Annotated in this window: 33 protein-coding genes; 19 read left to right on the top strand and 14 right to left on the bottom strand. The window is 62.9% G+C overall.

The annotated features are described in order from the left end of the window. Window positions 1-4 precede the first annotated feature (4 nt). The 3 genes from LC343_RS09930 to LC343_RS09920 are packed head-to-tail and all read right to left on the bottom strand — an operon-like array spanning window position 5 to window position 1395. Window positions 5-523 (bottom strand): arsenate reductase ArsC, encoded by a 519-nt coding sequence (locus LC343_RS09930; RefSeq protein WP_223476964.1) that lies wholly within the window; start codon window positions 521-523, stop codon window positions 5-7. After that, window positions 520-1044, bottom strand: coding sequence for an arsenate reductase ArsC (locus LC343_RS09925; RefSeq protein WP_223476963.1), 525 nt, complete (start codon window positions 1042-1044; stop codon window positions 520-522). The genes LC343_RS09930 and LC343_RS09925 overlap by 4 nt, the downstream gene beginning before the upstream one ends. A gap of 18 nt (window positions 1045-1062) precedes the next feature. Beyond that, on the bottom strand, window positions 1063-1395 hold the full coding sequence (locus tag LC343_RS09920) for an ArsR/SmtB family transcription factor (protein ID WP_223476962.1): 333 nt from the start codon (window positions 1393-1395) through the stop codon (window positions 1063-1065). Window positions 1396-1532: 137 nt separating this feature from the next. Here LC343_RS09920 and LC343_RS09915 point away from each other — a divergent pair, with 137 nt between their 5' ends. Next, on the top strand, window positions 1533-2921 hold the full coding sequence (locus tag LC343_RS09915) for an aldehyde dehydrogenase (RefSeq protein ID WP_223476961.1): 1389 nt from the start codon (window positions 1533-1535) through the stop codon (window positions 2919-2921). Window positions 2922-2925: 4 nt separating this feature from the next. Here the strand turns inward: LC343_RS09915 and LC343_RS09910 are convergent, their stop codons facing one another. Then, complete coding sequence (locus tag LC343_RS09910) at window positions 2926-3363, bottom strand: YqaA family protein (RefSeq protein WP_223476960.1); 438 nt, start codon at window positions 3361-3363, stop codon at window positions 2926-2928. A gap of 119 nt (window positions 3364-3482) precedes the next feature. Between LC343_RS09910 and LC343_RS09905 the strand changes: the two genes are divergently transcribed. From LC343_RS09905 to nadC, 4 genes are all read left to right on the top strand, one after another. Continuing rightward, a complete protein-coding gene (locus LC343_RS09905; protein ID WP_223476959.1) occupies window positions 3483-4430 on the top strand; it encodes an AEC family transporter in 948 nt (315 codons plus the stop codon). Window positions 4431-4603: 173 nt separating this feature from the next. Continuing rightward, on the top strand, window positions 4604-5683 hold the full coding sequence (gene nadA / locus LC343_RS09900) for a quinolinate synthase NadA (RefSeq protein ID WP_223476958.1): 1080 nt from the start codon (window positions 4604-4606) through the stop codon (window positions 5681-5683). A 116-nt stretch (window positions 5684-5799) separates the two neighbouring features. After that, a complete protein-coding gene (locus LC343_RS09895) occupies window positions 5800-7368 on the top strand; it encodes an L-aspartate oxidase (RefSeq protein ID WP_223476957.1) in 1569 nt (522 codons plus the stop codon). 2 nt (window positions 7369-7370) lie between these two features. Beyond that, a complete protein-coding gene (gene nadC / locus LC343_RS09890) occupies window positions 7371-8249 on the top strand; it encodes a carboxylating nicotinate-nucleotide diphosphorylase (RefSeq protein WP_223476956.1) in 879 nt (292 codons plus the stop codon). Window positions 8250-8290: 41 nt separating this feature from the next. Here nadC and LC343_RS09885 read toward each other — a convergent pair whose 3' ends face one another. Then, window positions 8291-9139 carry a mechanosensitive ion channel family protein gene (locus LC343_RS09885; RefSeq protein ID WP_223476955.1) on the bottom strand — a complete coding sequence of 283 codons (849 nt, stop codon included), beginning with the start codon at window positions 9137-9139 and terminating at the stop codon, window positions 8291-8293. 221 nt (window positions 9140-9360) lie between these two features. On the opposite strand from LC343_RS09885, the gene LC343_RS09880 reads away from it, so the two are divergent. From LC343_RS09880 to LC343_RS09870, 3 genes are all read left to right on the top strand, one after another. Then, a complete protein-coding gene (locus LC343_RS09880) occupies window positions 9361-9795 on the top strand; it encodes a curlin (RefSeq protein ID WP_223476954.1) in 435 nt (144 codons plus the stop codon). A gap of 82 nt (window positions 9796-9877) precedes the next feature. Continuing rightward, complete coding sequence (csgH, locus tag LC343_RS09875) at window positions 9878-10276, top strand: curli-like amyloid fiber formation chaperone CsgH (protein ID WP_223476953.1); 399 nt, start codon at window positions 9878-9880, stop codon at window positions 10274-10276. Window positions 10277-10453: 177 nt separating this feature from the next. Then, complete coding sequence (locus tag LC343_RS09870) at window positions 10454-10861, top strand: curlin (protein ID WP_338018580.1); 408 nt, start codon at window positions 10454-10456, stop codon at window positions 10859-10861. 110 nt (window positions 10862-10971) lie between these two features. Here the strand turns inward: LC343_RS09870 and LC343_RS09865 are convergent, their stop codons facing one another. From LC343_RS09865 to ygfZ, 3 genes are read right to left on the bottom strand one after another with little or no spacing between them, the layout of a single operon-like run. Beyond that, entirely contained in the window at window positions 10972-11502 is a 531-nt protein-coding gene (locus tag LC343_RS09865; protein WP_223476951.1) for a tyrosine phosphatase family protein, read from the bottom strand. Window position 11503: 1 nt separating this feature from the next. Beyond that, window positions 11504-12145 carry an HD domain-containing protein gene (locus LC343_RS09860; RefSeq protein WP_428982545.1) on the bottom strand — a complete coding sequence of 214 codons (642 nt, stop codon included), beginning with the start codon at window positions 12143-12145 and terminating at the stop codon, window positions 11504-11506. Further along, entirely contained in the window at window positions 12142-12996 is an 855-nt protein-coding gene (gene ygfZ / locus LC343_RS09855; RefSeq protein WP_223476949.1) for a CAF17-like 4Fe-4S cluster assembly/insertion protein YgfZ, read from the bottom strand. The genes LC343_RS09860 and ygfZ overlap by 4 nt, the downstream gene beginning before the upstream one ends. Before the next feature lie 84 nt (window positions 12997-13080). Here ygfZ and LC343_RS09850 point away from each other — a divergent pair, with 84 nt between their 5' ends. Continuing rightward, window positions 13081-14412, top strand: coding sequence for a dihydroorotase (locus LC343_RS09850; RefSeq protein WP_223476948.1), 1332 nt, complete (start codon window positions 13081-13083; stop codon window positions 14410-14412). Here LC343_RS09850 and LC343_RS09845 read toward each other — a convergent pair. Further along, entirely contained in the window at window positions 14385-14822 is a 438-nt protein-coding gene (locus LC343_RS09845; protein WP_223476947.1) for a hypothetical protein, read from the bottom strand. The genes LC343_RS09850 and LC343_RS09845 overlap by 28 nt on opposite strands. Before the next feature lie 172 nt (window positions 14823-14994). After that, window positions 14995-15888 carry a TetR/AcrR family transcriptional regulator gene (locus LC343_RS09840; RefSeq protein ID WP_338018579.1) on the bottom strand — a complete coding sequence of 298 codons (894 nt, stop codon included), beginning with the start codon at window positions 15886-15888 and terminating at the stop codon, window positions 14995-14997. A gap of 42 nt (window positions 15889-15930) precedes the next feature. Here LC343_RS09840 and LC343_RS09835 point away from each other — a divergent pair, with 42 nt between their 5' ends. Next, window positions 15931-17271, top strand: coding sequence for a tetratricopeptide repeat protein (locus LC343_RS09835; protein ID WP_223476946.1), 1341 nt, complete (start codon window positions 15931-15933; stop codon window positions 17269-17271). 154 nt (window positions 17272-17425) lie between these two features. Here LC343_RS09835 and LC343_RS09830 read toward each other — a convergent pair whose 3' ends face one another. The 4 genes from LC343_RS09830 to LC343_RS09815 form a co-directional block, all read right to left on the bottom strand. Then, entirely contained in the window at window positions 17426-18124 is a 699-nt protein-coding gene (locus LC343_RS09830; protein WP_223476945.1) for a hypothetical protein, read from the bottom strand. A 30-nt stretch (window positions 18125-18154) separates the two neighbouring features. Next, complete coding sequence (locus tag LC343_RS09825; protein ID WP_223477273.1) at window positions 18155-18412, bottom strand: hypothetical protein; 258 nt, start codon at window positions 18410-18412, stop codon at window positions 18155-18157. A 130-nt stretch (window positions 18413-18542) separates the two neighbouring features. Then, window positions 18543-18935: a TIGR02301 family protein gene (locus LC343_RS09820; RefSeq protein ID WP_223476944.1), complete on the bottom strand. Its 393-nt coding sequence runs from the start codon at window positions 18933-18935 to the stop codon at window positions 18543-18545. Between the two features lie 81 nt (window positions 18936-19016). Next, window positions 19017-19445 (bottom strand): NUDIX hydrolase, encoded by a 429-nt coding sequence (locus tag LC343_RS09815; protein ID WP_223476943.1) that lies wholly within the window; start codon window positions 19443-19445, stop codon window positions 19017-19019. A gap of 79 nt (window positions 19446-19524) precedes the next feature. Between LC343_RS09815 and LC343_RS09810 the strand changes: the two genes are divergently transcribed. The 9 genes from LC343_RS09810 to pip all read left to right on the top strand — a co-directional run bounded on the left by LC343_RS09810 (window position 19525) and on the right by pip (window position 25816). Continuing rightward, complete coding sequence (locus tag LC343_RS09810; RefSeq protein WP_223476942.1) at window positions 19525-20088, top strand: DUF2799 domain-containing protein; 564 nt, start codon at window positions 19525-19527, stop codon at window positions 20086-20088. Further along, on the top strand, window positions 20088-20861 hold the full coding sequence (locus LC343_RS09805) for an SOS response-associated peptidase (RefSeq protein WP_223476941.1): 774 nt from the start codon (window positions 20088-20090) through the stop codon (window positions 20859-20861). Before LC343_RS09810 ends, LC343_RS09805 begins: the two co-directional genes overlap by 1 nt. A gap of 24 nt (window positions 20862-20885) precedes the next feature. Continuing rightward, window positions 20886-21485, top strand: coding sequence for a LysE/ArgO family amino acid transporter (locus LC343_RS09800; RefSeq protein WP_223477272.1), 600 nt, complete (start codon window positions 20886-20888; stop codon window positions 21483-21485). A gap of 392 nt (window positions 21486-21877) precedes the next feature. Continuing rightward, window positions 21878-23299 (top strand): cysteine--tRNA ligase, encoded by a 1422-nt coding sequence (gene cysS / locus LC343_RS09795; protein ID WP_223476940.1) that lies wholly within the window; start codon window positions 21878-21880, stop codon window positions 23297-23299. Further along, the gene (locus LC343_RS09790; protein WP_223476939.1) at window positions 23296-23781 is read left to right on the top strand and encodes a GFA family protein; all 486 of its coding nucleotides are present in this window, start codon (window positions 23296-23298) and stop codon (window positions 23779-23781) included. The genes cysS and LC343_RS09790 overlap by 4 nt, the downstream gene beginning before the upstream one ends. After that, complete coding sequence (locus LC343_RS09785; protein ID WP_428982533.1) at window positions 23768-24253, top strand: GFA family protein; 486 nt, start codon at window positions 23768-23770, stop codon at window positions 24251-24253. Before LC343_RS09790 ends, LC343_RS09785 begins: the two co-directional genes overlap by 14 nt. 75 nt (window positions 24254-24328) lie before the next feature. Continuing rightward, window positions 24329-24712 (top strand): VOC family protein, encoded by a 384-nt coding sequence (locus LC343_RS09780; protein WP_223476937.1) that lies wholly within the window; start codon window positions 24329-24331, stop codon window positions 24710-24712. Between the two features lie 10 nt (window positions 24713-24722). Beyond that, a complete protein-coding gene (locus LC343_RS25135; protein WP_274384750.1) occupies window positions 24723-24845 on the top strand; it encodes a hypothetical protein in 123 nt (40 codons plus the stop codon). 17 nt (window positions 24846-24862) lie between these two features. Next, a complete protein-coding gene (pip, locus tag LC343_RS09775; RefSeq protein WP_223476936.1) occupies window positions 24863-25816 on the top strand; it encodes a prolyl aminopeptidase in 954 nt (317 codons plus the stop codon).

Genomic DNA, 25816 nt, shown 5'->3' with positions numbered 1-25816 from the left:
GAAGTCAGCTTGCGTAGGAAATGGCGAGGTCGGTTGCGCCTTCGAGACGACCGATCGTGTTCAGAGCCACCTTCAGGTCTTTCGGATTCATCTCCTCGAAGGGGAGAGCCATCAGCGCCGTGATTCGCATTTCGAGCAGCCGGTAGGTCTCGGCGAAGGCGGCGCGGCGATCTTCCTCGGTCTCGCCCCGGCCTGCCGGATCGGGGATGCCCCAATGTGCCTGTATGGGCGCGCCTGGCCAGATCGGGCAGCTCTCGCCCGCCGCATTGTCGCAGACGGTGATAACGACATCCATCTTCGGCGCGTCAGCGCCGTCGAACTCGTCCCAGCTCTTCGATCGGAGGCCGGATGTCTCGTGGCCGTATTCCTTCAGAAGGGCGATCCCGTCCGGATTGGGCGTACCGCGCGGCGTCGACCCGGCCGAAAATGCCCGCACGCGGCCGACGCCCAGTTTCGCAAGGATCGCCTCGCCGAGGATCGACCGCGCCGAATTGGCGGTACACAGGATCAGGATGTTTTTCATGCAGGTTCCGAAGGGTTTGCGTGGTCCGACTTCTGGCCGATCTCGTCGAGATGTTTTTGCAGCGACAGGCTGTCCAGCGACGAAAGCGGCAGGCTCGTGAAGATCGAGATACGGTTGTTGAGCATGCGGAACGTGTCGGAAAATGCGAGCCGCCTGAAGGCCTCGTTGCCCTCCGCCGCCGCCGGATCGGGAACGCCCCAATGCGCCGACATCGGCTGTCCGGGCCAGACCGGGCAGGCCTCGGCCGCCGCCTGGTCGCATACCGTAAAGACGAAATCCATCACCGGCGCATCGGGGGCGGTGAATTCCTCCCAGCTTTTAGAGCGGGCAAACGATGTGTCGAAGTTCAGTCCGCCGAGAAGATCGAGCGTATAGGGATGCACCGCGTCCTTCGGATGCGAGCCCGCCGAGTAGGCCTTGAAGCGCCCCATGCCTTCCCGGTTGAGAATGGCCTCGGCGATGATCGACCGGGCGGAGTTCCCGGTGCAGAGAAACAGGACGTTGTAGATGTCAGCGGCCATGGTGGCCTCCTTTTTTCCTCAACAGGCACAGACGATTTCATCCAAAACGGGCTTGCACAGCTCCGGATTTCCGCCGCAGCAATCCTCCATCAGGAAGGCGAGCAGGCTGCGCATGCCGTCGAAATTCGCGAAATACCGGATTACGCGGCCCTCGCGCTCGCTTCGCACCATGCCGGCCTTGGCCAGGACCGAGAGGTTGGCCGACATCGTGTTCTGGCGCACGCCGAGCGCCTCCGCGATATCGCCGGCCGCCATGCCTTCGGCGCCTTGTTTCACCAACAGCCGAAAGACATCGAGCCGTGTATCCTGGGCGAGCGCGTGAAGCGCTTCGATTGCATTTGATTTATCCATATTTCAAGAAATATTGATATATTGGGAAAAGTCAACAACTGCTGATAGCAGTGGGCGAGTGCGCGCCCCGCATCCGTATGCGCGGGCCGAGCAGTTTATCTTGACGATGACAAGAAGCAGGCCGCGGGGAGGATTGGATGATGGACGCGATCGCAATTGATGATATCGCCGAAAGACAGCGCCGGTTTTTCCGGACTGGCGCGACCCGCGATCTCGCGTTTCGCCGACGCCAGCTCCAGGCAATGCGGGACATGCTCGCGTCGCGCGAAGATGATGTTATCGAAGCGATGCGTCACGATCTTGGCCGTCCGGCATTCGAGGCCTTTTCCAGCGAAATCGCGGTCGTGACACTCGAAATCGATGTCGCGCTCAAACGGCTCGCAGGTTGGGCCCGGCCCAGACGGGTCGGGACCCCCTGGCTCATCTTTCCCGGCAAGAGCCGGATCGTGCCGGAACCCTATGGCACTGCGCTGATCATCGGTCCCTGGAACTATCCTTTGCTTCTCCTTCTCGCGCCCGCCATCTCGGCGCTGGCGGCGGGCAATTGCGCGGTCATCAAGCCATCCGAACTCGCGCCGGCCACGTCCGCGCTTGTCGCGGAGATGATCGGCCGGACATTCGATCCGGAGGTTCTCGCGGTCGTCGAGGGAGGCATAGAGCCGACGCAGGCGTTGCTCAGGCAGGATTTCGACTATCTGTTCTACACCGGCAGCACGCGGGTCGGTAAGATCGTGATGGCGGAGGCTGCGAAACACCTGACGCCCGTCACGCTCGAATTGGGCGGCAAGAACCCGTGTATCGTCGCGGCTGACGCCGACCTGAAGACCGCCGGACGGCGCATCGTCTGGGGCAAGTTCTACAATGCCGGCCAGACCTGCATTGCCCCCGATTACGTTCTCGTCGAGAGATCGGTCGAAAAGACATTGCTGGATGCGATCGGCGAGGCGTTGAGCGATTTCTACGGCACGGACCCGGTGCAAAGCCCGGACTATGCCCGTATCGTCAACGAACACCATTTCGATCGGCTGGAGACGTTTCTCGAACGTGGCAGGGCCGTTCATGGTGGCCAGACCTCACGCGAGCAGCGCTACATCGCGCCGACCGTGCTGTCGGGGATTGGCTGGGACGATCCGGTGATGGCCGACGAGATCTTCGGGCCGATCCTTCCTGTGATCCCGTTTGACGACCTCGATACGGAGATCGCCGCGTTGCAGGCCCGTCCGAAGCCGCTCGCCCTTTACGCTTTCACTGCGGACAAAGCCCGTGCCGACAAGATCCTCGAAACGCTGTCGTCCGGCGGCGCTGCGATCAACGATGTCTTCGCCCAGTTCATCAACATGGAGCTGCCTTTCGGCGGCGTTGGCGCAAGCGGAATGGGCGCCTATCACGGCAAGGTGGGCTTCGAAACCTTCTCGCATATGCGCGCCGTGGTCAGGCGTTCGACCCGCATCGACCCCTCGCTTAAATACCCGCCCTACAAAATGCCGCTGCGGCTGCTCAAGCGGCTCGTCCCATGGATGATGTGATCCGTCACATCCATCGCAGCACGATGGTGGCGACCACGAGATAGCGAACGGTCTTGGCGATCGCGACCAGCACGAGAAAAGAGGGCAGCGGCTCGCGCAGCACGCCGGCCACCACGGTGAGCGCATCGCCGCCGATCGGCATCCAGCTCAGAAGAAGGCTCCAGCGGCCCCATTTGGAGTACCAGCGCCTGGCGCGTTCGATCTGTTTCGCGCTCGCGGGAAACCACCGCCGCGTGCCGTACCGCTCGATTGCGCCGCCCAGAAACCAGTTGACCACCGCCCCAAGCGTGTTGCCCGTGCTCGCGGCCGCGAGAAGGGCCCAGGCCGGATAATCGCCGGATGCCAGAAGGCCCGCCAGCCCGAGTTCCGATTGCGCGGGCAGAATCGTCGCCGCGAGAAAGGCGATACCGAAAAGCCCGGCATAAACGGCCAGCCCCGTCATGCGTATACATTCCGGCCGTTGCCGGTCTGTTCAGGCGGTTCGCTTGACATAGCGCTTGAACCCGTCAGCAATGCCATGCAGAGGTTGGTCATCCTTGTTTCCGCGAAGCGTGTCGAACAGTGCTTGAAGTTTTTTCCGTAACCGGTCCGATTTATATAACAATCGCTGTCGGCTATCTGGCTACAAGATTCGGCCTGTTTGAAGCGTCCGATATGCGGGTCCTTGGCCGTTATGTACTTTTTCTGGCATTGCCCGCGCTGCTTTTCCGCGCTCTCTCGCAGCGCCAGTTCACCGAAATCGTGAATACATCCTACGTGGCCGCCTATCTCGGCGGCACGCTGGCGATGGTCGTTTTGGGCTATCTCGTCACCCGGAAGGTGCTGGGCCAGGACCGCGCCACCGCCGCATTTTCGGCGATGGGGATGTCCTGCCCGAACAGTGGATTCGTCGGCTATCCCATTCTCCTGCTGACGTTTCCGCAGATCGCCGGAACGGTACTGGCGCTCAACATGTTCGTCGAGAATGTCTTCATTGTGCCATTGCTCCTGATGCTGGCGGAAAGGGCGAGGGGCGCCGAAGCGCATCCACTGGCCGTGCTGTGGGGCGCATTGAAGCGGCTCGCGGTCAATCCGATCGTGATTGCGCTCGCGGCCGGTCTCGCTGTCTCCATCTCCGGCCTTCCGCTCCCGCAGCCGTTCGTCAAATCGGTCGATCTCTTCGCGTCGTCCAGCGCTGCGCTTTCGCTGTTCTTTATCGGCGGGACCCTGGTCGGGCTTCCCGTGGCCGGGATGGCGGGCCGGGTCGTCCCCGTGGTAATCGGCAAGCTGGTGGCTCATCCGCTGATCATGCTCGCCTCGGTCTCGCTTGTCGCCCTATCGGGGCTTGCGCCGATCCCGTCACCGTTCCGCGAGGCGGTCATCCTGTCGGCGGCCATGCCGATCTTCGGTATCTATCCGATCCTCGCGCAGAAATACGAACGCGAAGGGTTCAGCGCTATCGCGCTGCTGGCCACCACGGTGGTCTCCTTCGTGACCGTCAGCCTGCTTCTCTGGGCCCTTGCCGGTTAGCACGCATGGCTGCTGCCCATGCGAAGGGGAAAGGATTGAAATCGCGCGAGTTTGTGAGCAACTACATTGCGTAAGCGCTGGCCAAAACCCTTTCGCAGAGCGTAAAACGCTTGTGGCCCGAGGGCGCGCAATGGAAAACGGGCCGTAAAACCGGCCCCGACGGGAAGAATGCGATGAGTCAATCCACCGAAACCGCAACTGAACAGCGGACAACCGCAACGCCGAGTGCCGCCGAGCGTTTCGGCGTCATCGAGCGCCCCGAGTTGGAGTGGACCCCCGAGATCGCGGAAGAAACCGCCCATCTCTACGAAAAGGTCAAGGATCATATCCCGAAGATCGAGTGGCCGGTCTACGCGCCCTACATCGCCGCCATCAACCGGCTGAAGAAGGAGCGCAACGCGGTCATTCTGGCGCATAATTACCAGACGCCCGAGATCTATCACTGCGTCGCCGACATTGTCGGCGACTCGCTGCAACTCGCCAAGGAGGCGACCAAGGTCGACGCCGAGGTCATCATTCAGTGTGGCGTTCACTTCATGGCCGAGACGTCGAAGCTGCTCAATCCGGACAAGACGGTGTTGATACCGGACATGAAGGCAGGCTGCAGCCTTGCCGAGTCGATCACCGGCGCCGATGTCCGCCTGTTGCGCGAGCGCTATCCCGGCGTACCGGTCGTCACCTATGTGAACACCTCCGCCGAGGTGAAGGCCGAAACGGATATCTGCTGCACGTCCTCGAATGCGGTGCAGGTGGTTGAATCCTTCGGTGTCGACACGGTCCTGTGCATTCCCGATGAGTATCTGGCACAGAATGTCGCCGCCCAGACCAAGGTGAAGATCCTCACATGGAAGGGCCATTGCGAGGTCCACGAACGCTTCACCGCCGCCGAACTCCTGGCCTACAAGGAAGCCGACCCCGAGATCGAGATCGTCGCCCATCCCGAGTGTCCGCGTGAAGTTGTCGAGGTCGCGGATTACACGGGCTCGACCTCCGGCATGATCAACTACGTCAAGGACCAGAAACCGCCCAAGGTGCTTCTGGTGACGGAATGCTCGATGGCCTCGAACATCGAGTCCGAGGTGCCCGAGGTGCAGTTCGTCAAGCCGTGCAACCTGTGCCCGCACATGAAGCGCATCACCTTGCCAAAGATCCTCGATTCGATCTGCGAGATGAAAGAGGAAATCCTCGTCGATCCCGCCATCGCCGACCGCGCACGTCTCGCCGTCGAGCGTATGGTCAACCTGAAGCACTAGGGTCAGGTCGCCGGCCGTGTAGGGGCTGGCGCAGTCATGCGTCTCCGGCGTATGGGGAACATGACAGTTTGATGTCACGCGCATCGAGCGCGTGACGGCGAGGGGATGGAAGGCGATTGGATAGACAAGACGATAGCGTGCTGATCATCGGCGGCGGGCTCGCCGGCCTGTTCTGCGCATTGAAGCTGGCGCCGAAGGCGGTAACCGTCATCACCGCCGCGCCGATCGGGCGCGGCGCCTCGTCGGCCTGGGCGCAGGCCGGTATCGCTGCAGCGGTGGGCGAGGGTGACACCGTCGAGAAACATGTCGCCGACACGCTGGTCGCTGGCGACGGCATCGTCGACGAGGCGGTCGCCCGCATGATGGCCTCGCAGGCCTCGGATCGCATCCACGACCTTCTCGACTACGGCGTGCCATTCGATCGCGATCTTGAAGGCCGTTTGCAGGTCAGTCGCGAGGCAGCGCATTCCGAAAGCCGCATCGTGCGCGTTCGCGGCGACATGGCGGGTCGCGCCATCATGCAGTCGCTGGTCGAGACGGTGAAGAACACACCATCCATCCGCGTCCTCGGCGGCTATGTCGTCGAACGGCTTCTGGTCGAGGACGGCCGCATTGTAGGTCTTGAGGCGCTTGGCAACGGCAATGGCGAGCATGACGGTGAGATCACGGCCATCTACGGTTCGCAGGTGGTCATCGCCGCCGGCGGCATCGGCCATCTCTACGAGGTGACCACCAATCCCGCGGAAGCGCGCGGCGGCGGCGTCGGCATGGCGGCGCGCGCCGGTGCCCGCATGGCCGACCTCGAATTCGTCCAGTTCCACCCGACCGCCATCAATGTCGGCAAGGATCCGGCCCCGCTCGCCACCGAGGCGCTGCGCGGCCATGGCGCGACGCTGCTCAACAAGGATGGCGAGCGCTTCATGGTGCCGCTCCATCCCGACGCCGAACTGGCCCCCCGCGATGTCGTCGCCCGCGGCATCTTCCGCGAGGTCCAGGCAGGTCGCGGCGCATTCCTCGATTGCACCAAGGCCGTCGGCAAGACCTTCGCCGAGGAGTTCCCGACCGTCTACGGCTACTGCATGGAGGCCGGTATCGACCCTGTCGTCCAGCCGATCCCCGTTGTCCCAGCGGCGCATTATTTTATGGGCGGTATTTGGACGGACATGGATGGCCGCACCTCGCTTCCCGGCCTTTGGGCCTGCGGGGAGGTGACTTCCACAGGTGCCCACGGCGCCAACCGGTTGGCGTCCAATTCGCTGCTAGAGGCAGTGGTCTTTTCCTCGCGCGTCGCCGCCGCGCTTGGCGGCGAGACGCTGGCGGATGCCCCGGCCGACTGGTCGAAGGGGTCCAAGGACAGCGGCCGCATCGAGCCGCGCCCCGATTCCGAGCCTATGAAGCTGCTGCGCAAAACCATGAGCGCCCATCTCGGCGTGCTGCGCGACGGGGAGGGCATGAGGAACGCGCTGCGTACGATCATGGAGCTGGAGCGCGATGCCAATACCGAGCGCTTCCACAACGTGCTCGCGACAGCCAAGCTCGTCGCCGTGTGCGCACTCAACCGCACCGAAAGCCGCGGCGGCCATTTCCGAACCGACTATCCAAATGAAGACCCGGCCTGGAAACGGCGCACCTTCGTGACGCTGGAACAGGCCGAAGCGACCATTCCCGCCTTGCTGGAGAGCTGATCATGCCCGTCGAAGCCCTGATGCCCAGCCTTCCGCGCCTGATGGTCGAGGATGCCGTGCGCGCGGCGCTCCTGGAGGATCTCGGCCATGCGGGTGACATCACCACCAACGCGACCATCGCCCCCGCCGCCACCGCCACTGCCGAACTTGCCTCGCGCGAGGACGGCGTGATCGCCGGCCTCGGCCTTGCGGAAACGGCGTTCCGGCTCATGGACCCGACGCTCGTCTTCGACGCCAAGGTCAAGGATGGCGACCGGGTGGAACCGGGCAACGCCGTCGCGACGATCTCCGGCAATGCCCGCGCGATCCTGTCGGCTGAACGTGTCGCGCTCAATTTCCTGATGCACATGTCGGGCATCGCCAGCTACACGGCCCGCTTCGCCGACGAGATCGCCCACACCTCGGCCAGGGTCACCTGCACGCGCAAGACGATCCCCGGCCATCGCACCTTCGAGAAATATGCCGTGCGCTGCGGCGGCGGCTCCAACCACCGCTATGGCCTCGATGACGCTATCCTGATCAAGGACAACCACATCGCCGTTTGCGGCGGTGTCGCCAAGGCCGTCGAGAGAGCGCGCGCTTATGCCGGCCATCTGGTCAAGGTCGAGGTCGAGGTCGACACGCTTGACCAGTTCCGCGAAGCGCTTACCGCGTCGCCCGACGCGGTGCTGCTCGACAACATGACCAACGATCAACTGGCCGAAGCCGTCGCCATCAACCAGGCCGATAATGCCGGCCACGTTGCGCTCGAAGCTTCCGGCAACGTCGCCTTCGAAACCATCCGCGCCATCGCGGAAACGGGCGTCGACTACATCTCAACCTCGAAGATCACCATGGCCGCCCCGACGCTTGATGTCGGGCTGGATATCCGGATCGGATAAACCCAGCCCGACGCGCCCCGGAATAACGGGGAGAGACTGCCTCAGGCCGCCTGATACAAATGCACGTCGCGTTGCGGGAAGGGGATCGACAGCCCGTCGGCGTCGAAGCGTTCCTTCGCCATCTTGGTCAGCTCGCGCGACACGGTCCACCAATCGGCCGTGTTCATCCAGACGCGGCAGGTCACTTCCACCGCGCTGTCGCCGAGATTGGAGACATAGATGAAGGGTTCTGGATCCTGCAGCACCTTCTCATGGCCATCGACGATCGACTGGAAGGCGGCGAAGGCCTTGTTGATGTCGTCGTCGTAGCCGATCCCGACCACCAGATCGAAGCGCCGTTTCGGCTTGCGCGAATAGTTGGTCACGGCGCTGTTCCAGATCTCTGAATTGGGCGCCAATAGATAGAGCCCGTCCAGTGTCTCGAATTCGGTCGCGAAAAGGCCGATCTCCTTGACCACGCCGCTGGCGCTCGACGTCGAGATGAAGTCGCCGACCTGGAACGGTCTGAGAAACAGCAGCATGATGCCGGCGGCGATATTTTGCAGCGTGCCCTGCAGCGCCAGGCCGATGGCGAGGCCGGCGGCGCCGAGCGCGGCGATGATCGAGGCCGTCTGCACTCCGAACTGGGTCAGCACCATTACGAAGACGAGCACCAGCACCGCGTAGCGCGCCGCCTTGGCAAGGAACATCGTCAGAGTTTCGTCGCTATGGCTCAGCCGCGACAGCGCCGACTGTACCCAGCGTTTGACCAGGCCCGCGACGATGAAGCCGATGATCAGGATCACGATCGCCCCGATGACGGAAAACGTATACTCGATGATGAGAGCGCTCGCCTTTTCCCAGATGGTCGCGGCCGCGGCCCCGATTTGCGTTGCTGCTTCGTTTTCCAAGAGGGTCTCCTTCATTCCAGACTGAACCACAGTCGATACTACGCGATTCCACCCGCATCGGTTTCATTCCGGCGGCGGGAAAGGGGATTCCGCTGTGGACCGATGCCGAGTTTTTTCCTGAACGCCATGTGAACGCAGGGTTCAGCGTCGGTTCGGAGGCGGCTTTCTACAACTGGGGCATCGAAACGCGGTCTGGAGCCGCATCCAAGAGGAGAAATGACATGCCCCGCAAGACCCTTATCGCAACCACCTTCGCCGCCCTGATCGGAATCGTTTCCGTCCCGGCTTCCGCCAACGATGTGTTCCTTGACCAGTTCGGTTTCGGCAACCAGGCCGGCGGCGCACAGACCGGCTTCGGCAACCAGATCGGCATCATGCAGAACGGCATCTTCAACGGCGCCGTCAGCGAGCAGTACGGCAACGGCAATACCGCAGCCGTCGGCCAGGACGGCTTCAACAACTACGGCGAGACCTGGCAGCAGGGCAACGGCAATGCCGCCGGCGTCGGCCAGTTCGGTACCAACCACAACGCGATCATGAGCCAGGACGGCAACGGCAACATCGCCGCCGGTGTCCAGGTCGGTGACGGTTGCTCGGCCGGCGTGAGCCAGACCGGTGGCGGCAACGTCGCGGCCTTCGTCCAGACCTGCCCGTAATCGCGAAACACCCGCGAACCGCTGCCGGGCCGGAATGATCTCCGCCCGGCAGCGTCCCGTTCCCTCCAAGAGGAGAAAAGCCATGTTGAAGACCAGTAAGTTCAAGCCCGCGCACGCTGCGCTTCTCGCCCTCGTCGCCGTCGCCGGGTGTTCGGCGGGCGCCACGGAAACCGCCATGTCCGGCGATTCCGTCAGCTGCGAGATCGACGCCGATGCGTCCGGCCGCACCCTCGTGTTGCAGGCGGTCATTCATGCCGATCGCGACGTCACCGGCTCCTACCGCTTCCAGGTGAATGGCGGCGGCTCCGGCGGCAGCGCGAACGTCTCCCAGGGAGGCGGCTTCAATGCCGGACCGGGCGACGATGCGCGCATCGGCAAACTGATGCTCGGCAATCGCGGCGGCGTCTATGACGTCCGCGTCGATATCTCGGCCGGCGGCCAGTCCTATGTCTGCGAGAAGCGCGTCGGCGGCGTCATCTGACCTCCCCCGCACGTCGATGCCAAACGGGTCCCGCTTTCGGCGGGGCCCGTTTCGCTTTGGGCGGGCGGTGGCGATGAACGGCTCCTGAACGGCCGATTCCAATTCGGTTCAGCGCGGTTCGGGCATTCTCAAAACAGAAAACAGGCCAAGCCTGGCAATTCAAAGAGGAGAATGACAATGCCCCGCAACACACTGATCGCAGGCCTTACCGCCGCTCTCATCGCCGTTTCCGGCTACACCGCTCCGGCCCACGCCGGTGGACAGATCGCCATCGACATCGTGCCCGGCAGCGCCGAGGAAGAGCAGGCGATGCGCGCCGGCCTCCAGATCTACTCGATCGTCAACGGCTTGCAGAACGGCGCCAACATCAACCAGCTCGGCATCAACAACATGGCCGGCATTGCCCAGAACGGCGGCGGCAATTTTGGCGTCGTGCACCAGCAGGGCAACGGACATTCCGGCACCTTGCAGCAGAACGGAAACGACAACGCCTACGGCGTGTTCCAGTTCGGCGAGAACACAAACACCGATGTCGTCCAGAACGGCAATGGCGGAACCGGCGCGACGCTCGTCTTCGGCTGGTAATTTTCAAAGGACAGTCTGGCAGCGTGGTTCAGGGGCATGACCACGAGGCTGGACCGGTCCGCAAGTGCCGGGGGCGGTCGAATTCGGCCGCCCCTCGGCGCTTTTTCGCGTCAGTAATCCGTATCGTCGGCTGCGAGCGGCAATTTGAAGGTCACGCCTTCGAAAGCATCCTCTCCGCGTCCGATTTCCCGGATCGCGTCGACCATCCGTCCCTGCCGCCCGAGCACGGCGTCGGCGATTTCGACCAGTTTCGGATTGGGAGTCGCCGACGGCGCGCGGAAGCGCAGTTCCTGTGCCAGTTCGCGCTCGTCGCGGTCCGGGTTCAGCGCCAGCGCGATCATGTAGGCCGATGCCGTCGAGCGTGAAATCCCGGCAAAGCAATGCACGATCATCGGCGTTGCCCGGTCCCACGCCGCGCCGAAGTCGAGGATCGCGCGAACATGTTCCTCACCGGGCAGGGTCATGCCTTCCATCGGCATCGCAATATCGTTGAACCCGAGGAACAGATGCTGGTCCTCGTCGATCTGCTGCGGCCTTTCCACCGGTGTGCCGGTATTGATGACTGTCAGCATGCGCCTCGCGCCGGTGGCGGTCGCGGTGTCTCGCACCCTGGAAAGCGGGCAGACGACGAGATAGGGCATGTCAGGCTCTTTTCCTGTTTGCTTGTTCGGCCTGGAAATCGGCTTCCACTGCCGCGAAACGTTCGAGATAAGCGGCCTGCACGTCGGCCGCCGGCAATGGTGTCAGGTCCAGCCCGTCCGGCGCGAAACCGCGCGGCCCGCCGAAATAGGTCACCGCTTCCTTGTCCGAAAACCCGGCCAGAATCGTCGCCTCGAAATAGGCGGAGACCTGATCGGCCCGCTTTATCTTGGTCTTGATTGTTTTCGCCGGATTTGGAGGAAGCCCGAAACGGATGTGAACCGATGCCTCTAGCCGCGCTTCGACAGCCTTGTAATTTCCGCCAAGCACCTTCTTGAACGGGGAGATCATGTCGCCGATCACATATTCCGGTGCATCGTGCAATAGCGCCGCGAGCCGAAGGCCGGCGGAGCATCCCGGCGACAGATGCCCGACGATCTCCTCGACGAGTAGCGAGTGCTGGGCGACGGAATAGGCATGATCGCCATGTGTCTGGCCGTTCCAGCGTGCCACTCGGGCAAGCCCATGCGCGATGTCGGAGATTTCGATGTCGAGCGGGGAGGGATCGAGCAGATCGAGCCGTCGCCCGGACAGCATCCGTTGCCATGCGCGCGGAGGCGCCCCCTCGCGATCCGGCATGCTCAGTCTCCCTTGTCGGCCGTTTCGTCCGGCCACCGATAGCCGACATTGGGCGGCAGCGACAGGGCGACGGCATGTCCGTCGACCGTGATCGGCGTGCCGGCGTCCATCGCATCCCTGGCCCGGTCCAGCCGCGCCAGGGCGAGCCCTGTCTCGCCCGCGACCGAACCGAGTGCGCCCACCGTCTTGCCACCGGCTTCAAGCACTGTTCCGGGAGCGGGAAGCGGAGCATCGGAGGACGCGATCACCAGCCGTCGCCGCGCGGTTCCGCGATGCTGCATGCGCGACACGACTTCCTGTCCGACATAACAGCCCTTGCGGAAATCGACGCCGCCATTCTGGTCGTAGGAGACATCATGCGGAAACACGTCGCCCGGTTCGAAATCCGGACCGCTTTCGGCGACGCCATGGGCGATGCGCAAGGCGGTCCATCCGTCCCGGTCGTCGGTGCCGTCGGGCGCAGATCCATAGTGCCGCATGACCTGGAGGCCTTCCGGGAACCGGCTGTCGAGCGCCACGAGGCCGGACGCCGTTGAATCATTTTGCCAGGAAATCGCCGCAAGCGCCTTCGCGGACTCGGCAATTTCGACCTTGGCCCTCAGCTTGTACATCGTGAGCCTGCGAACAAAATCGTCTGCAAGGTCGGAGCGGAGGTCGATGAGATAGCCGCCTGCATCGTCCCGCAGGACGAGGAAGTCCCACATGATCTTGCCTTGCGGCGTCAACAGGGCACCCGCCCGCGCGACACCTTCAGGCAGGCTTTCGATATTGCAGGTGACGAGGTTCTGCAGGAAATGCTCCGCATCCTCGCCGCTTATCGAAAAGACGCTCCGATCCGTTGGATAATAGAAGGGCATGGTACCAGATTCGCTTCGCGCGCTTGCTTTCAGGGTATGTGCTACGTAAGCCCGGGGCATCGGCGCGGCAAGAGATGGACAGGCATGAGCGGAACATTCGACCTCGTTTTGAAGAACGGCACCGTGGTGAACCACGACGGGCAGGGGCAACGTGATATCGGCGTGCGCGATGGACGTATCGCGGAAATCGGTTCGCTATCGGCGGCTGACGCTGGGGAAACCATCGACTGCACCGGATTGCACATCCTGCCGGGCGTTATCGACAGCCAGGTGCATTTCCGTGAACCGGGGCTGGAACACAAGGAAGACCTCGAAAGCGGTTCGCGCGCGGCCGTCCTCGGTGGCGTCACGGCTGTCTTCGAGATGCCGAACACCACCCCCCTGACGACGAGCGAGGAAGCGCTTGCCGACAAGGTTTCGCGTGCGCGCCACCGCATGCATTGCGATTTCGCATTCTGGGTCGGCGGCACGCGCGAGAACGCTGGCATCGTTGGCGAACTCGAGCGTCTTCCCGGCGCGGCGGGCATCAAGGTCTTCATGGGGTCTTCGACCGGCGATCTCCTGGTGGAGGACGACGAAGGGGTCGCCGCCGTACTGCGCAACACGCGCAGAAGGGCAGCATTCCACTCCGAGGATGAGTTCCGTCTGCGAGACCGGGCAGACCTGCGGGTTCATGACGACCCGTCGTCCCATCCGGTCTGGCGTGACGAGGTCGCGGCTTTGATATGCACCGAGCGCCTTGTCCGCATCGCCCGCGAAACGCGTGCGCGCATCCATGTCCTGCATATCTCGACCGCCGAGGAAATCGGGTTTCTGCAGCAGCACAAGGATGTCGCCACCGCCGAAGCGACGCCGCACCATCTGACCCTGACCGCCGACGACTACGAACGGCTCGGCACGTTGATCCAGATGAACCCGCCGGTTCGTGCGCCGCACCACCGCGACGGCATCTGGCGCGGCGTGGAGCAGGGCGTGATCGACGTGCTCGGCTCGGATCACGCGCCGCACACGCTGGAAGAGAAGGCAAAACCCTATCCCGCATCGCCGTCCGGCATGACTGGCGTCCAGACGCTGGTGCCGATCATGCTCGACCATGTGAACGCGGGGAAACTGACGCTGGAGCGCTTCGTCGATCTCTCCTCGCATGGCCCGAACCGTTTGTTCGGCATTGCACGCAAGGGCTGCATCGCCGCCGGCTACGACGCCGATTTCACAATTGTAGACATGAAGCGCGTCGAGACGCTCCGCAACGAGCAGGCCGGTTCGAAAGCAGGCTGGACGCCCTATGACGGCAAGCAGGTGACCGGCTGGCCCGTTGGCACGGTCATTCGTGGCGCACGGGTGATGTGGGAAGGCGAAATCGCGACGCCGTCACGCGGCGAGCCGGTTCAGTTCTCCGAGGCTCTGCCCGGCTGAGCGCGGCGCATCAGTTCCTCGGCAAGCGTCCTGAACCGGCGTTCGGCTTCCGCCGTGACGCCGCCCCGCGCATGATCGGCGCGCAACGCATTTTCCACTTCGTCGATCATGCGTTCGAGGCTCGGACGGTCGCCTTCGCGCGCGTGGTGGCTGAACAGATCGATCCAATTGTCCGTGATCTGGCCCGCGTTCATCAGCCGGTTGAAGGCGGCGTGAGGATCGCGGCCGCCGAAAACGATGCCGATGCCGGCGAACAAAAACGAGATCGGGCTGAGGAACAGGTCCCGCAGTCCATCGGTGAAAAGCTTGACCTGGAAGATGAGGAGTCGCCGGACAAGGGACCAGCGCGACGAACGCTCTTTCCTGACAATGTCGAAATCCCGCCCGGTCAGCCGTGGCATGGTCGTCATGATACCCCTCCGTATCGTCCGCTCCGCTTTATATCAGAGCACCGGGTCCGGAATCCAAGGGCGCTCCGGTCTTTATGCCCCGATACGGCATTTGGCGACGTCCGATCCACTCCGATAATCTGTCTCTTGGCCATCGATCCGCGCCGAAGCGGCGAAATTTCGCCAGCCGAACCTACGGTTTGTCCGAGACCTGCACGGGTTCGAAAATGAGCCGGACAAAATCGCGGTATAGTAGCAATTGCCGGGGCAGCAGGGACTTGTCGCCAACCACCCTGGACAGGATGATTCCGCCGTCCCCCACGACCGAGAACATATCGGCAAGGTCGTCCAGATCGATATTGATCCTGGGCTCGTAGCGCTCGGCAATTCTCTCGATGCGCTTTCGAAAGCGGGTGCGCCACGACAGCACCGCCTTGGCATTGATGTTCCGGACTTCCTGGTCGAACAGCTGTTCATGATAGCAGATACACGCCACCATGCAGCCAGGGTGTCCGTTCGGCATGTCGTCGAAGACCTTCGCCAGCAGCTTCAGCGCAATCAGAAAGCTGTGCAACGGGTCTTCGCTCAGCGCGTCGGCTTCGTCGAAAGCGCGGTCGAAAACCACGTCATCCTGTTCGATGTACCGCTCGAGCAGGGCACGAGCCAAAATCGTCTTGTCGCGAAAGTGGTAGAAGAATCCGCTTTTCGAAATTCCGACTTCGGCGATCAGTTCGTCGATTGACGTTGCCGAAAATCCCTTCGCCAGGATGGCCGCCTGCGCGGCCTCCAGGATTTGCTGCTTCTTTGGCACGTCCAGATTTGCCATCCAGTCATTCCTTGACGCCGGTAGTACTTGCCGAAACTGTACCACAGGTACTGTACCTGCGGTCCAGTTTGCTGGAGCGTTATTGCCGTTCTCGTCGCCGGCCGCTAGGTTGGGAGTTGATAAGATATTGGTTTTTATACAAAAAAATAAAGATCTACGACTGACCCATGAGTTCACTGCGTTCCGTTTGCAAAAGCCGGTATTGGGTTGCTGCACATTCGGACCGGATGCTGCCGCGCCCATCGAGGTTTCAGCGGCCATTCGCCGGATCGGAAACACAAGACCCTGATGAAGGAGACGGACATGAAAGATGGTATTTTTTCCGCCGATGCAAGCGGTTCGAACGCCGAAGCCGCGCAGCATTTCAACGCCGCTGTGCGGGCCCTTAACATCTATCGCGGTGACCCGGTTGCGCTGGTTGATCAGGCGGTCGAAATCGCGCCCGAATACGCCATGGCCCACATCCTGAAGGCCTATTTGTTCGGATTGGCGACAGAGCCCGAGGCGGCGTCCGAGGCAAGGTCGATACTGTCGACCGCTCGCAACTTCGCCAAGACCGATATCGAGACATCGCATGTTTCGGCGCTTGAGGCGCTTCTCGCCAACAACTGGACCGAGGCGGCCGTCCGGCTGGATCGCCATAGCATGGATTTTCCGCACGACATCCTGGGTTTGCAGGCCGGGCACCTGATGGACTTTTACCGCGCCAACGCACGCAACCTGCGTGACCGGATTGCGCGGGTGCTGCCGCAGTGGTCGGCCGACCAGCCGGGCTACGCCGTTTTGCTCGGCATGTATGCGTTTGGTCTGGAGGAGGCCGGGGACTATGCCCGCGCCGAAGAGATCGGCCGTGAAGCGGTCGAGCGCGAACCGCTGGACTGCTGGGCGCATCACGCCGTCGCGCATGTCCTTGAAATGCAGGGCCGCGCCGAGGACGGCATCGAATGGATGGCGTCGCGCGAACCTCACTGGACCGGCGATGACAATTTCTTCAAGGTGCACAACTGGTGGCACAACGCGCTGTATCACCTGGATCTCGGCCAGTCCGACAAGGTGATCGAGCTCTACGACACCAGGGTTCGCGGCGAGGAAAGCCAGGTGGCGCTCGACCTGGTCGATGCGTCCGCACTGCTCTGGCGTCTGCACCTGGACGATCACGATGTCGGCGATCGCTGGTCCGGGGTCGCAGAAAGCTGGCGCAATCATGCTGATGGAAAGCTTTATCCTTTCAACGACTGGCACGCCGCAATGGCCTATCTTGGAGCCGGGCGCACCGAAGAGGTGGACCGGATCCTGAATCAGTATCGCTCGGCGCCGGAGAGCCGCGACGAGACCGCCCGCTGGGCCAAGGCGACCGGCCTGCCTTTGATCGAGGGCTTCCGGGCGTTCTGGGAGGGAAGGTACGGCGATGCCGTCGAAAAGCTCCACCGGGCAAGATTTGTGGTAAACTCCTTCGGGGGCAGCCACGCGCAGCGTGACATCATCGACTGGACGCTGACCGAAGCCGCGGTGCGGTCGGGCAATCGCGGAGTTGCGGAAGCGTTGAGCAACGAACGCCTCGCCGTGAAGCCGCATAGTCCGGTCAACGCGCGTTTCCTGAAGCGCGCGAACGCAATCGAGCCGCAGCTTGTCGCCGCTGAATGACGGCGCGCAGCCATGCGTTTCGCGGCAATAGGTCTAAGTTTATGACACCATTCCGGCCCGGCGCCGCTCAAGGCCGCCGGACCGGTTTCCTGTTCCCGGATCGAAGGGCCTCCCTGTCCGGTGTGCCGCCGACGGTCGTTCGCGGCGGGGCGCCCTAGTCGCCCGCCACGAAGAAGCGCCAGCGGCCGTCGGGCGTGATACCGACGCGATAGAATATATATGCGCCGAATTCGCGCATGTTCTCGTAGTCGCCGGCCGTCAGGAGCTTGAAAAGTTCGACGCGTTGAACGGGCGTCAGCGTCTCGAGAGAAGTCGCCATGAAATAGGGCCAGACAAAAAACTCGTTTGGTGTGCCGGGGTCATAGATCGCGTAGTCGGCCTCCAATACCTCATGGAGGATCGCGAGGATCTCGTAACCTTCCGGATCGCCGGACTGGCTGCGGATGTACTCGATCGGATCGCCATCGACGACCCCGAAAGAGAGTTGCGTCCTGTTCTGGCCGGTTCCGATCAGTGGACGCAACGCCTCGAAATCCGCGTTGCGCGCCGCCTCCATGATGAGGCTGCGCATGCGCTGCACAGGGACGGGAAGATCTTCCACCGACCCGCCGATGATGGGTTCTGCCGATTGCAATACGCCACCCTGCGAGCCGCCGGGCGGAGCAAGCGGGTTATCGGGATCGGGCGTCGCCGGTCGCATGATGGGGTCGGGCAGTGGAACGGCGTCGGAAGGCGGCGGTGCGAGATCGCCGGTTTGCGCGAACGCGAAAGCTGGAAGGAAGAGCGCCAGAGCCATGACCGGCGGCGCAAGGCGGCGCGTTCGTTTGCGAACACATTGTGCGAAGACCGCCATGTCGCCCCCGTTGGCCGCCCGATACGAAGTCTACTGCACCGTCCGGTTCGGCGTGAATTCTCCGCAAAGGATCCGATCGCGCAAGGATTCGACCAAGGTCAGAGCGGCGTCCTCGCCCTGTTCGCGGATGGTTTCTTCGAGAGCCGTCGCGATCGCCGCATCCGCGAGAATGGACGGCTCGATGCCTTCCATGGCCCCGTCGGCCCAGGCTTCGCTGTGGAATTCGAGCGCCGCGATCCTCTTTTCGCGCTCGATGATCTCATCCATCTCGTTGATCGTAACGTCCATCATACTCTGTCACACCACGCCAATTTGGCACACCCCATTTACTAGCCGTTAACATATCGGCACTGGCGCAGGAAAAAAAGTGGCAAGCGGCAAAACCGTTAATGGGGGCTTAATTGCCGATCACATTCGGCTATTCGCCGTAGCGATTGTTGATCTCGCGCGAAAGGCCGAGCCCCTCGGCCATGTAGCGTTCGATAGCGGCAAGGGCTTGATCGGTGCAAGTCACGTATATGCTGTCGAAGGTCCGGTAGCCGCGATTGAAGCTCGCGATAAGGCGCGCGCGCCGAAACGGCTCGGGATTTTCGGCAACGAGCATATCCTGCATCTCGTCGCGCCAGTCGTTGGAAATCTCGCCGCACAGATTGCGCAGATAGTGGATCGATCCCAGCACCTCCGCGAGCCGCGTCAGCTTTTCGTCATAGGGGACGGTCGCCGAAATCTGGCCGCGCGCCGGCAGTGTCGCTGACGACAACAGAGTTCCGGCGACCGCGATGGCGCCAATGTATTTTCGGGCGGTGAACACGTATCTCGCTCCACGGCGCGGGTGATGACGGCCCGCGCTCCGCCTGTTTCCTATCCGATATCGCCGGCTTGCGCCAAGACGCTATTCATACTCCGCGTCGATCTCCCGCGCGACCGCGAGTGTCGAGGCGGTGATGTCGATCTCCTGCATTTCCGGCACGGTGAACCAGCCGGCATCGTCCGCATCGTCCGCGGCGACCGGCTCGCCGCTCGCCGTCGCGCGGTGGACGGCAAGAACGTAATGATGCGGCGTGTCGCCGTCCGAGCCGTCGCTCATCAGTTCATAGAGCGTGTGAAAAACGATGCCTGTCGCCGACAAGCCGGTTTCCTCCCGCAACTCACGCAGCGCCGCGTCGGCGAGCGTCTCGCCGAAATCGAGGCGTCCGCCCGGGAAGGCCCAAAGGTCCTTGGCGGGCGGGCGGCCCCGCCGCACCAGCAGGAAACTCCCCGTTTCAGGGTGTCGCGCCGCCACGGAAACGGCGATACGTGGCAAGGGTTGCGTGTCGTTCATATTGCAATTCGTACTCCGGCTGGGGCACGTATGTAGCATCGTCGGCGCGCAAGGTGCAGTGGGTGAAAAGGGGCTAACGATGATTGCGAGACTGAGTTTTCTGATCCTGGCATTCGTCGGGGCGCTTGCACTGGCATCCTGCCAGACACTGAACGAAAAGGAATGCACGTCTTCCGACTGGCGCACGCTCGGAGCGACGGACGGCTTCGCCGGACGCCAGCAATCCCACGTCGCGCGACACCAGGAAGCGTGCAACCGGTTCGGCATCACCGTCGACGTGACCGCCTGGCAGGCGGGATGGCAGGACGGTATCCGCCGCCACTGCACGCCGCGCAACGGTCTGGATATCGGCCTGAAGGGCAGGGGGTATTCGAGCGCCTGTCCCGCCGACCTCGCCTTTGCCTATCGCGAGGCCTACGATATCGGGCGGGACGTCCACTGGGCGAAGGAAGACGTCGAGCGCCTCGAGGATGAACTGGACGATGCCATTAAGGCGCTGGCCGTGGCCGGACCTGACGATCGGCAGGCGGCCCAGGTGGAGATCGAGTTGAAGCGCAGCGAACTGTTCCGGGCGCAGAACCGTCTGAACCGCGCCGAGCGGAAAGCCGACCTGTACAAGCTTCGGCTCGCGACGTCCGGCTGATGTGCGGCCGCTTTTCCCTGTTGCAGTCACCCGAGGAGGTGGAGGCTTTCTTTGCCCTCGACGGGCTGGAGGCGTTTCCGCCGCGCTACAACATCGCGCCGACGCAGCCGATCCTCGTCGTCACCGCGGGACCGCCGCTCGAACCGGGCTCGAACCGGCCGGACCGCGAAGCACATCTCGTGCGCTGGGGCCTGTTGCCGTCATGGGTGAAAGATCCGAAGGACTTCCCGCTGCTGATCAATGCGCGCGGCGAGACCGCGGCGACCAAGGCCTCCTTCCGCACGGCGATGCGTCACAAGCGCGCCCTGATACCGGCCTCCGGTTTCTATGAATGGAAGCGTGACAAGGCCACGGGCCAGTCGCAGGCCTATTGGGTGCGCCCCGCCGGCGGCGGAATTTGCGCCTTTGCCGGCCTGATGGAAAACTGGATGGCGCCGGAGGGCAGCGAGATGGACTCGGCGGCGATCATCACCACCGCCGCGAATGCCGACGTCTCTTTCGTTCACGACCGTATGCCGGTCACGATCATGCCTGAGGATTTCGCACGCTGGCTCGATTGCCGAACACAGGAGCCGCGCCACGTCGCGGACCTGATCAAGCCCGCGCCCCTGGGATACTTCGAAGCGATCCCTGTCTCAGACAAGGTCAACAAGGTGGCGAATACGAGCCCCGACGTTCAGGACCGCGTAGAGCCCAAGGAATTCGTTGCGAAGAGCGACAAACCGGGCGATAGCACGCCGTCGTCCGATGACGGCCAGATGTCGTTTCTCTGAGAATTTTCCATGACACAGCTGCCGATCCTGTCCGCCGGACTGTCCGGCTTCCTGCTCGGCGGGTCGCTGATCATCGCCATCGGTGCGCAGAACGCCTTTATCCTGCGCCAGGGGCTGTTGCGCGAGCATGTTTTCGTCCTCTGCCTGATATGCAGCCTGTCCGATGCGCTCCTGATCGCGCTTGGCGTCGGTGGTTTCGGCACGCTGATCGCGACGAGCGCCACCGCCATCCGGCTGGTGACATGGGCCGGCGCGGCCTTCCTGACCGTCTACGGGTTGATCGCGCTTCGCCGCGCCTGGAACCCGGGTGCGATGACCGCGAAACGCAGCGGCAGTACGTCACTGGCCAAGGCTGTGGCGACCTGTCTTTCCTTCACCTTCCTCAATCCGCATGTCTATCTCGATACGGTCGTGCTGGTCGGTGGAATCTCGGCGGGCTTCGAAGGCATTGCGCGTCTCGCCTTCGGGATTGGTGCGGTTTCGGCCTCCTTCGTGTGGTTTTATGCACTCGGTTACGGCGCAAGGCTGCTGCAGCCGCTTTTTGCCCGTCCGCAGGCATGGCGCGTCCTCGACGTCGCCATCGCCCTCGTCATGTTCGCGCTGGCGATCACCCTGCTGAGGTGATCAGTTCAGCGGAACCCGCAGATTGCCGTCGGCGAGGCACCCAAAGCGCGCACCTTGCTTAACCGCAACATTTTGTGGGCGGAAACTTGCCTGGTGAGGGTGGCGACGGGCCCGACCTTCCTTGTTCCCCTGGTCCGCGGGCGTGGAGAAGGCCGGTCGCAAAGGATGCCGGAGACATGCCGAGGCGAATACCCGTTGCCGTGCCTTCGAGAAGGCAACTTATTGTAGTCTGCCCGCATTCCTTTTTCGCCATGTCTAATAAGCGAAAATGAACGTGGATTGATGACCGGCGGCCTCACCCTGTCACGCATCGCGAGGCGGACGGGTTGCGTTTGCGTCCAAGCCTTGTCAATGACCTCTGCGATTGCAGGAAACCCCGGGACACACCCAAAATGACCGAGACGCCAGTCCTGACCTTTTACAACACGCTGACGCGCCAAAAGGAGCGGTTCACGCCTATCGATCCCGCGAATGTGCGCATGTATGTCTGCGGCCCGACGGTCTACGACTACGCTCATATCGGCAATGCGCGTCCCGCGATCGTCTTCGACGTGCTCTTTCGTCTGCTGCGCCACGTCTACGGTGCGGATCATGTCACCTATGTCCGCAACATCACGGACGTCGACGACAAGATCAACGCCCGCGCCCTGCGTGATTATTCCGACGAGATCGACGCCGGCCGCATGAGCCTCAACGCCGCGATCCGGCAGGTGACCGAGAAGACGCTGGCGCAATATCTGGAAGACACCGCCGCGCTCGGCTGCCTAGAGCCGACGGTCCAACCCCGCGCGACCGAGCATATCGAGGGCATGGTCGCGATGATCCGCACGCTGATCTACGGCGGCCACGCCTATGTCGCGGCGGGAAGCGAGGGCAGGGAAGTCCTGTTCGACGTCGCCTCCATGCCGGCCTATGGCGGCTTGTCGAAGCGAAATCTCGACGAGCAGCAGGCCGGCGCGCGCATCGCCGTCGAGGCGCACAAGAAGAACCCGGCCGATTTCGTCCTGTGGAAAGAATCCGCAGCCAACGAGCCCGGCTGGGACGGCAAATTCCCCTCCGCCGAGGGCGATCTCACCATCCACGGCCGCCCCGGCTGGCACATCGAGTGCTCGGTGATGAGCGAGCATCATCTCGGTCCTGTGTTCGACATTCATGGCGGCGGCCTCGACCTCATCTTTCCGCACCATGAAAACGAGATCGCGCAATCCTGCTGCGCCCACGGCAATGACCGCATGGCGAACTATTGGATGCACAACGGCTTCCTGCAGGTCGAGGGAAAGAAGATGTCCAAGTCCGAGGGCAACTTCTTCACCATCCACGAACTGATGGCGACGGAGAATTTCGGCGGCCGCAAATGGCCGGGCGAAGTGCTCCGCCTCGCCATGCTGATGACCCACTACCGCGAGCCTATCGACTTCTCGCAGCGTCGGCTGGAAGAGGCGGAAGCCGTCATGGCGCGCTTGTGGCGCCGGGCCGGGGAGACGGTCGACAGCGGCGATCTTGGCCCTGTCATCGAAAGCCTGTCCGACGACCTGAACACGGTCGATGCCTTCCGCGCTATGAACGCGCTGTCGGGGGCACCCTTGCGGGCGGCGCTGTCCTTGTTCGGCCTGCCGGAAACCGCGCCGACCGGCGATATCGACATGGACGCCGTCCAGACGCGCATCGATGAACGTCTCGCCTTCATCCGCGACAAGAACTGGGCCGAGGCCGACCGCATCCGTGATGAACTCCTGTCTGAAGGAATCCAGCTAAAGGACGGAAAGGACTCCGAAACCGGCGAGCGTATTACGACCTGGGAAGTCAGGCGTTGACCTCGCAAACCCTGTCGGGCGGCTGCCAGTGCGGCGCGGTGCGTTTTCGCATCCACGGCAAGCCGGGGGAATCCTCGGTGTGCTATTGCCGCATGTGCCAGAAAGCCTCGGTCAGCCACGCATTGATCCTCGTTTCGGTGCGCGGCAACGAGGTCGAATGGACGCGCGGCGAACCGGCCTGGTTTCAATCCTCCAACGCGGCGCGGCGCGGATTTTGCGCCGCCTGCGGCACGCCGCTTGCCTATGACGCACCGGATGGCTTGTCGCTCGCAGTGGTCGCGCTCGACGATCCCGAAGCCTGCCCGCCAACTGTCTCTTATGGGGTGGAAGGCAAATTGTCCTTCTGCGATGCGATCCCTTCGCTGCCCGAACGTCACACGATGGAGGACGCCGACGCTGCCGGGTTCCTTGCGACGCTGCAAAGCCACCAGCACCCGGATCGCGACACCGACACATGGCCACCGGAGGATGATCATGGCTGAGGAAATCACCGGCGGCTGCCAATGCGGCGCCGTGCGCTACCGCGTCGAGACGGAACTCGACAATCCGCATCTTTGCCATTGCCGCATGTGCCAGAAGGCGGCGGGCAACTATTTCATGCCGCTGGCGGGCGCGGCGCGCGAGGCCGTTATGGTCACGCGCGGAGACCCCGGCTGGTTTCATTCCTCCGACATCGTCCGGCGCGGCTTCTGCCGGGATTGCGGCACCCCGCTATTCTTCGATCCTGTCGACAGCGGGCACATGCTCGTAACGCTCGGCAGCCTCGACGATCCGTCACGCTACAAGCCGGTGTCGGAAGACTCGGTAGAATCGCGGGTGCCCTTCGTCGCCGAATGGACCGGCGTGCGCCAGAAAGTGAGCGAAAACGATTTTACCGGCGAGGAGCTGAAGGCGATCCGCGACAGCAACCACCAGCACCCTGATCACGATACCGACGACTGGCCGCCTGCCTGACGGGACGTTTCGCCGCGTGGCGCAAGGCGGTTGCCGACCCGATATAAGGGCCGATGAATCAACGGAGATTATGCGATGATAGACCACATCGGGCTGAGCGTTGCCGACTTCGAGGCGGCGAGGGCATTCTATGACCAGGCGCTGGCGCCCGTCGGTGCATCGTTCCTCATGATGGTCCCGCCGGAATTCACCGGAGGCGTCAAGGTCGGCGGCTATGGGCGCGAACGGCCGGTCTTCTGGCTGCACGAGGGCGAGAAACAGACCCCGCCGATCCACATCGCCTTCACCGCAGACAGCCGCGCCGATGTCGATGCGTTCTATGCCGCGGCGATGGCCGCGGGCGGAACCGACAATGGCGCCCCCGGCCTGCGGCCCTACTATCACGAGAACTATTACGGCGCCTTCGTGCGCGATCCCGACGGCCACAACATCGAAGCCGTGTGCCACAAGCCCGAATAGGAATTCCGCGATGACGGAACGCAACCCGCAGACACAAATGCCCAAATGGCTGCTCTATGGCCTGATCGGCAAGGGCGTGCTGGTCGTTGTGATCGTGCTCGCAGTGCTGTACTACGCCGGAATCTTTTCATAGCCCTCGGGAGGATGCGCATGAGCGATCTGCGCGGGCTTTATCCGGCCATCGAACCCTATGCGAAAGGCCATCTCGACGTCGGTGACGGTCACTCCGTCTACTGGGAACGATCGGGCACACCGGGTGCCAAACCGGCGGTCTTTCTCCACGGCGGCCCGGGAGGAGGCTTCTCACCCGATCATCGCCGCCTGTTCGATCCCGAACGTTACGACGTGCTGTTGTTCGACCAACGCGGTTGCGGCCAGTCTGTTCCGCGCGCCTCGCTCGAAGCCAACACCACCTGGCATCTGGTCGCCGATATCGAGCGCCTTCGTGAGATGGTCGGCGTGGAGAAATGGCAGGTTTTCGGCGGCTCGTGGGGATCGACGCTAGCGCTGGCCTATGCCGAGAAACACCCCGATCGCGTCAGCGAGCTGATCGTTCGTGGCGTCTATACGCTCACCCGGCCCGAACTCGACTGGTTCTATCAATTCGGCGTTTCGGAGATGTTTCCGGACAAGTGGGAGCGCTTTGTCGCGCCGATCCCGCCGGACGAGCGCCACGAAATGATGGCTGCCTACTACCGCCGCCTCACAAGCGATGACCGCTCCATCCGTATGGAAGCGGCAAAGGCGTGGAGCACGTGGGAAGGCGGCGTCATCACGCTTCTCCCGGATCCCGAACTCGACGCCGCCTTTTCGGCAGAGGACTACGCGGAAGCCTTCGCGCGCATCGAATGCCACTATTTCGTCCATGGAGGCTGGCTGGACGATAATCAGTTGATCCGCGACGCACATCGCCTTGGCGAAATTCCGGGTGTCATCGTTCATGGCCGTTATGATATGCCGTGCCCGGCGAAATATGCCTGGGCCTTGTACAAGGCATGGCCCGGAGCGGAGTTTCACCTGGTCGAGGGCGCGGGGCATGCCTATTCCGAACCCGGCATCCTCGATCGGCTGATCCGCGCGACGGATCGTTTCGCTGGGAAGTAA

The sequence above is a fragment of the Oricola indica genome (assembly GCF_019966595.1).
Classification (GTDB): domain Bacteria; phylum Pseudomonadota; class Alphaproteobacteria; order Rhizobiales; family Rhizobiaceae; genus Oricola; species Oricola indica.
The sequence above is the reverse complement of the archived record's forward strand: the minus strand, read 5'-3'. Positions and strand labels throughout refer to the sequence as shown.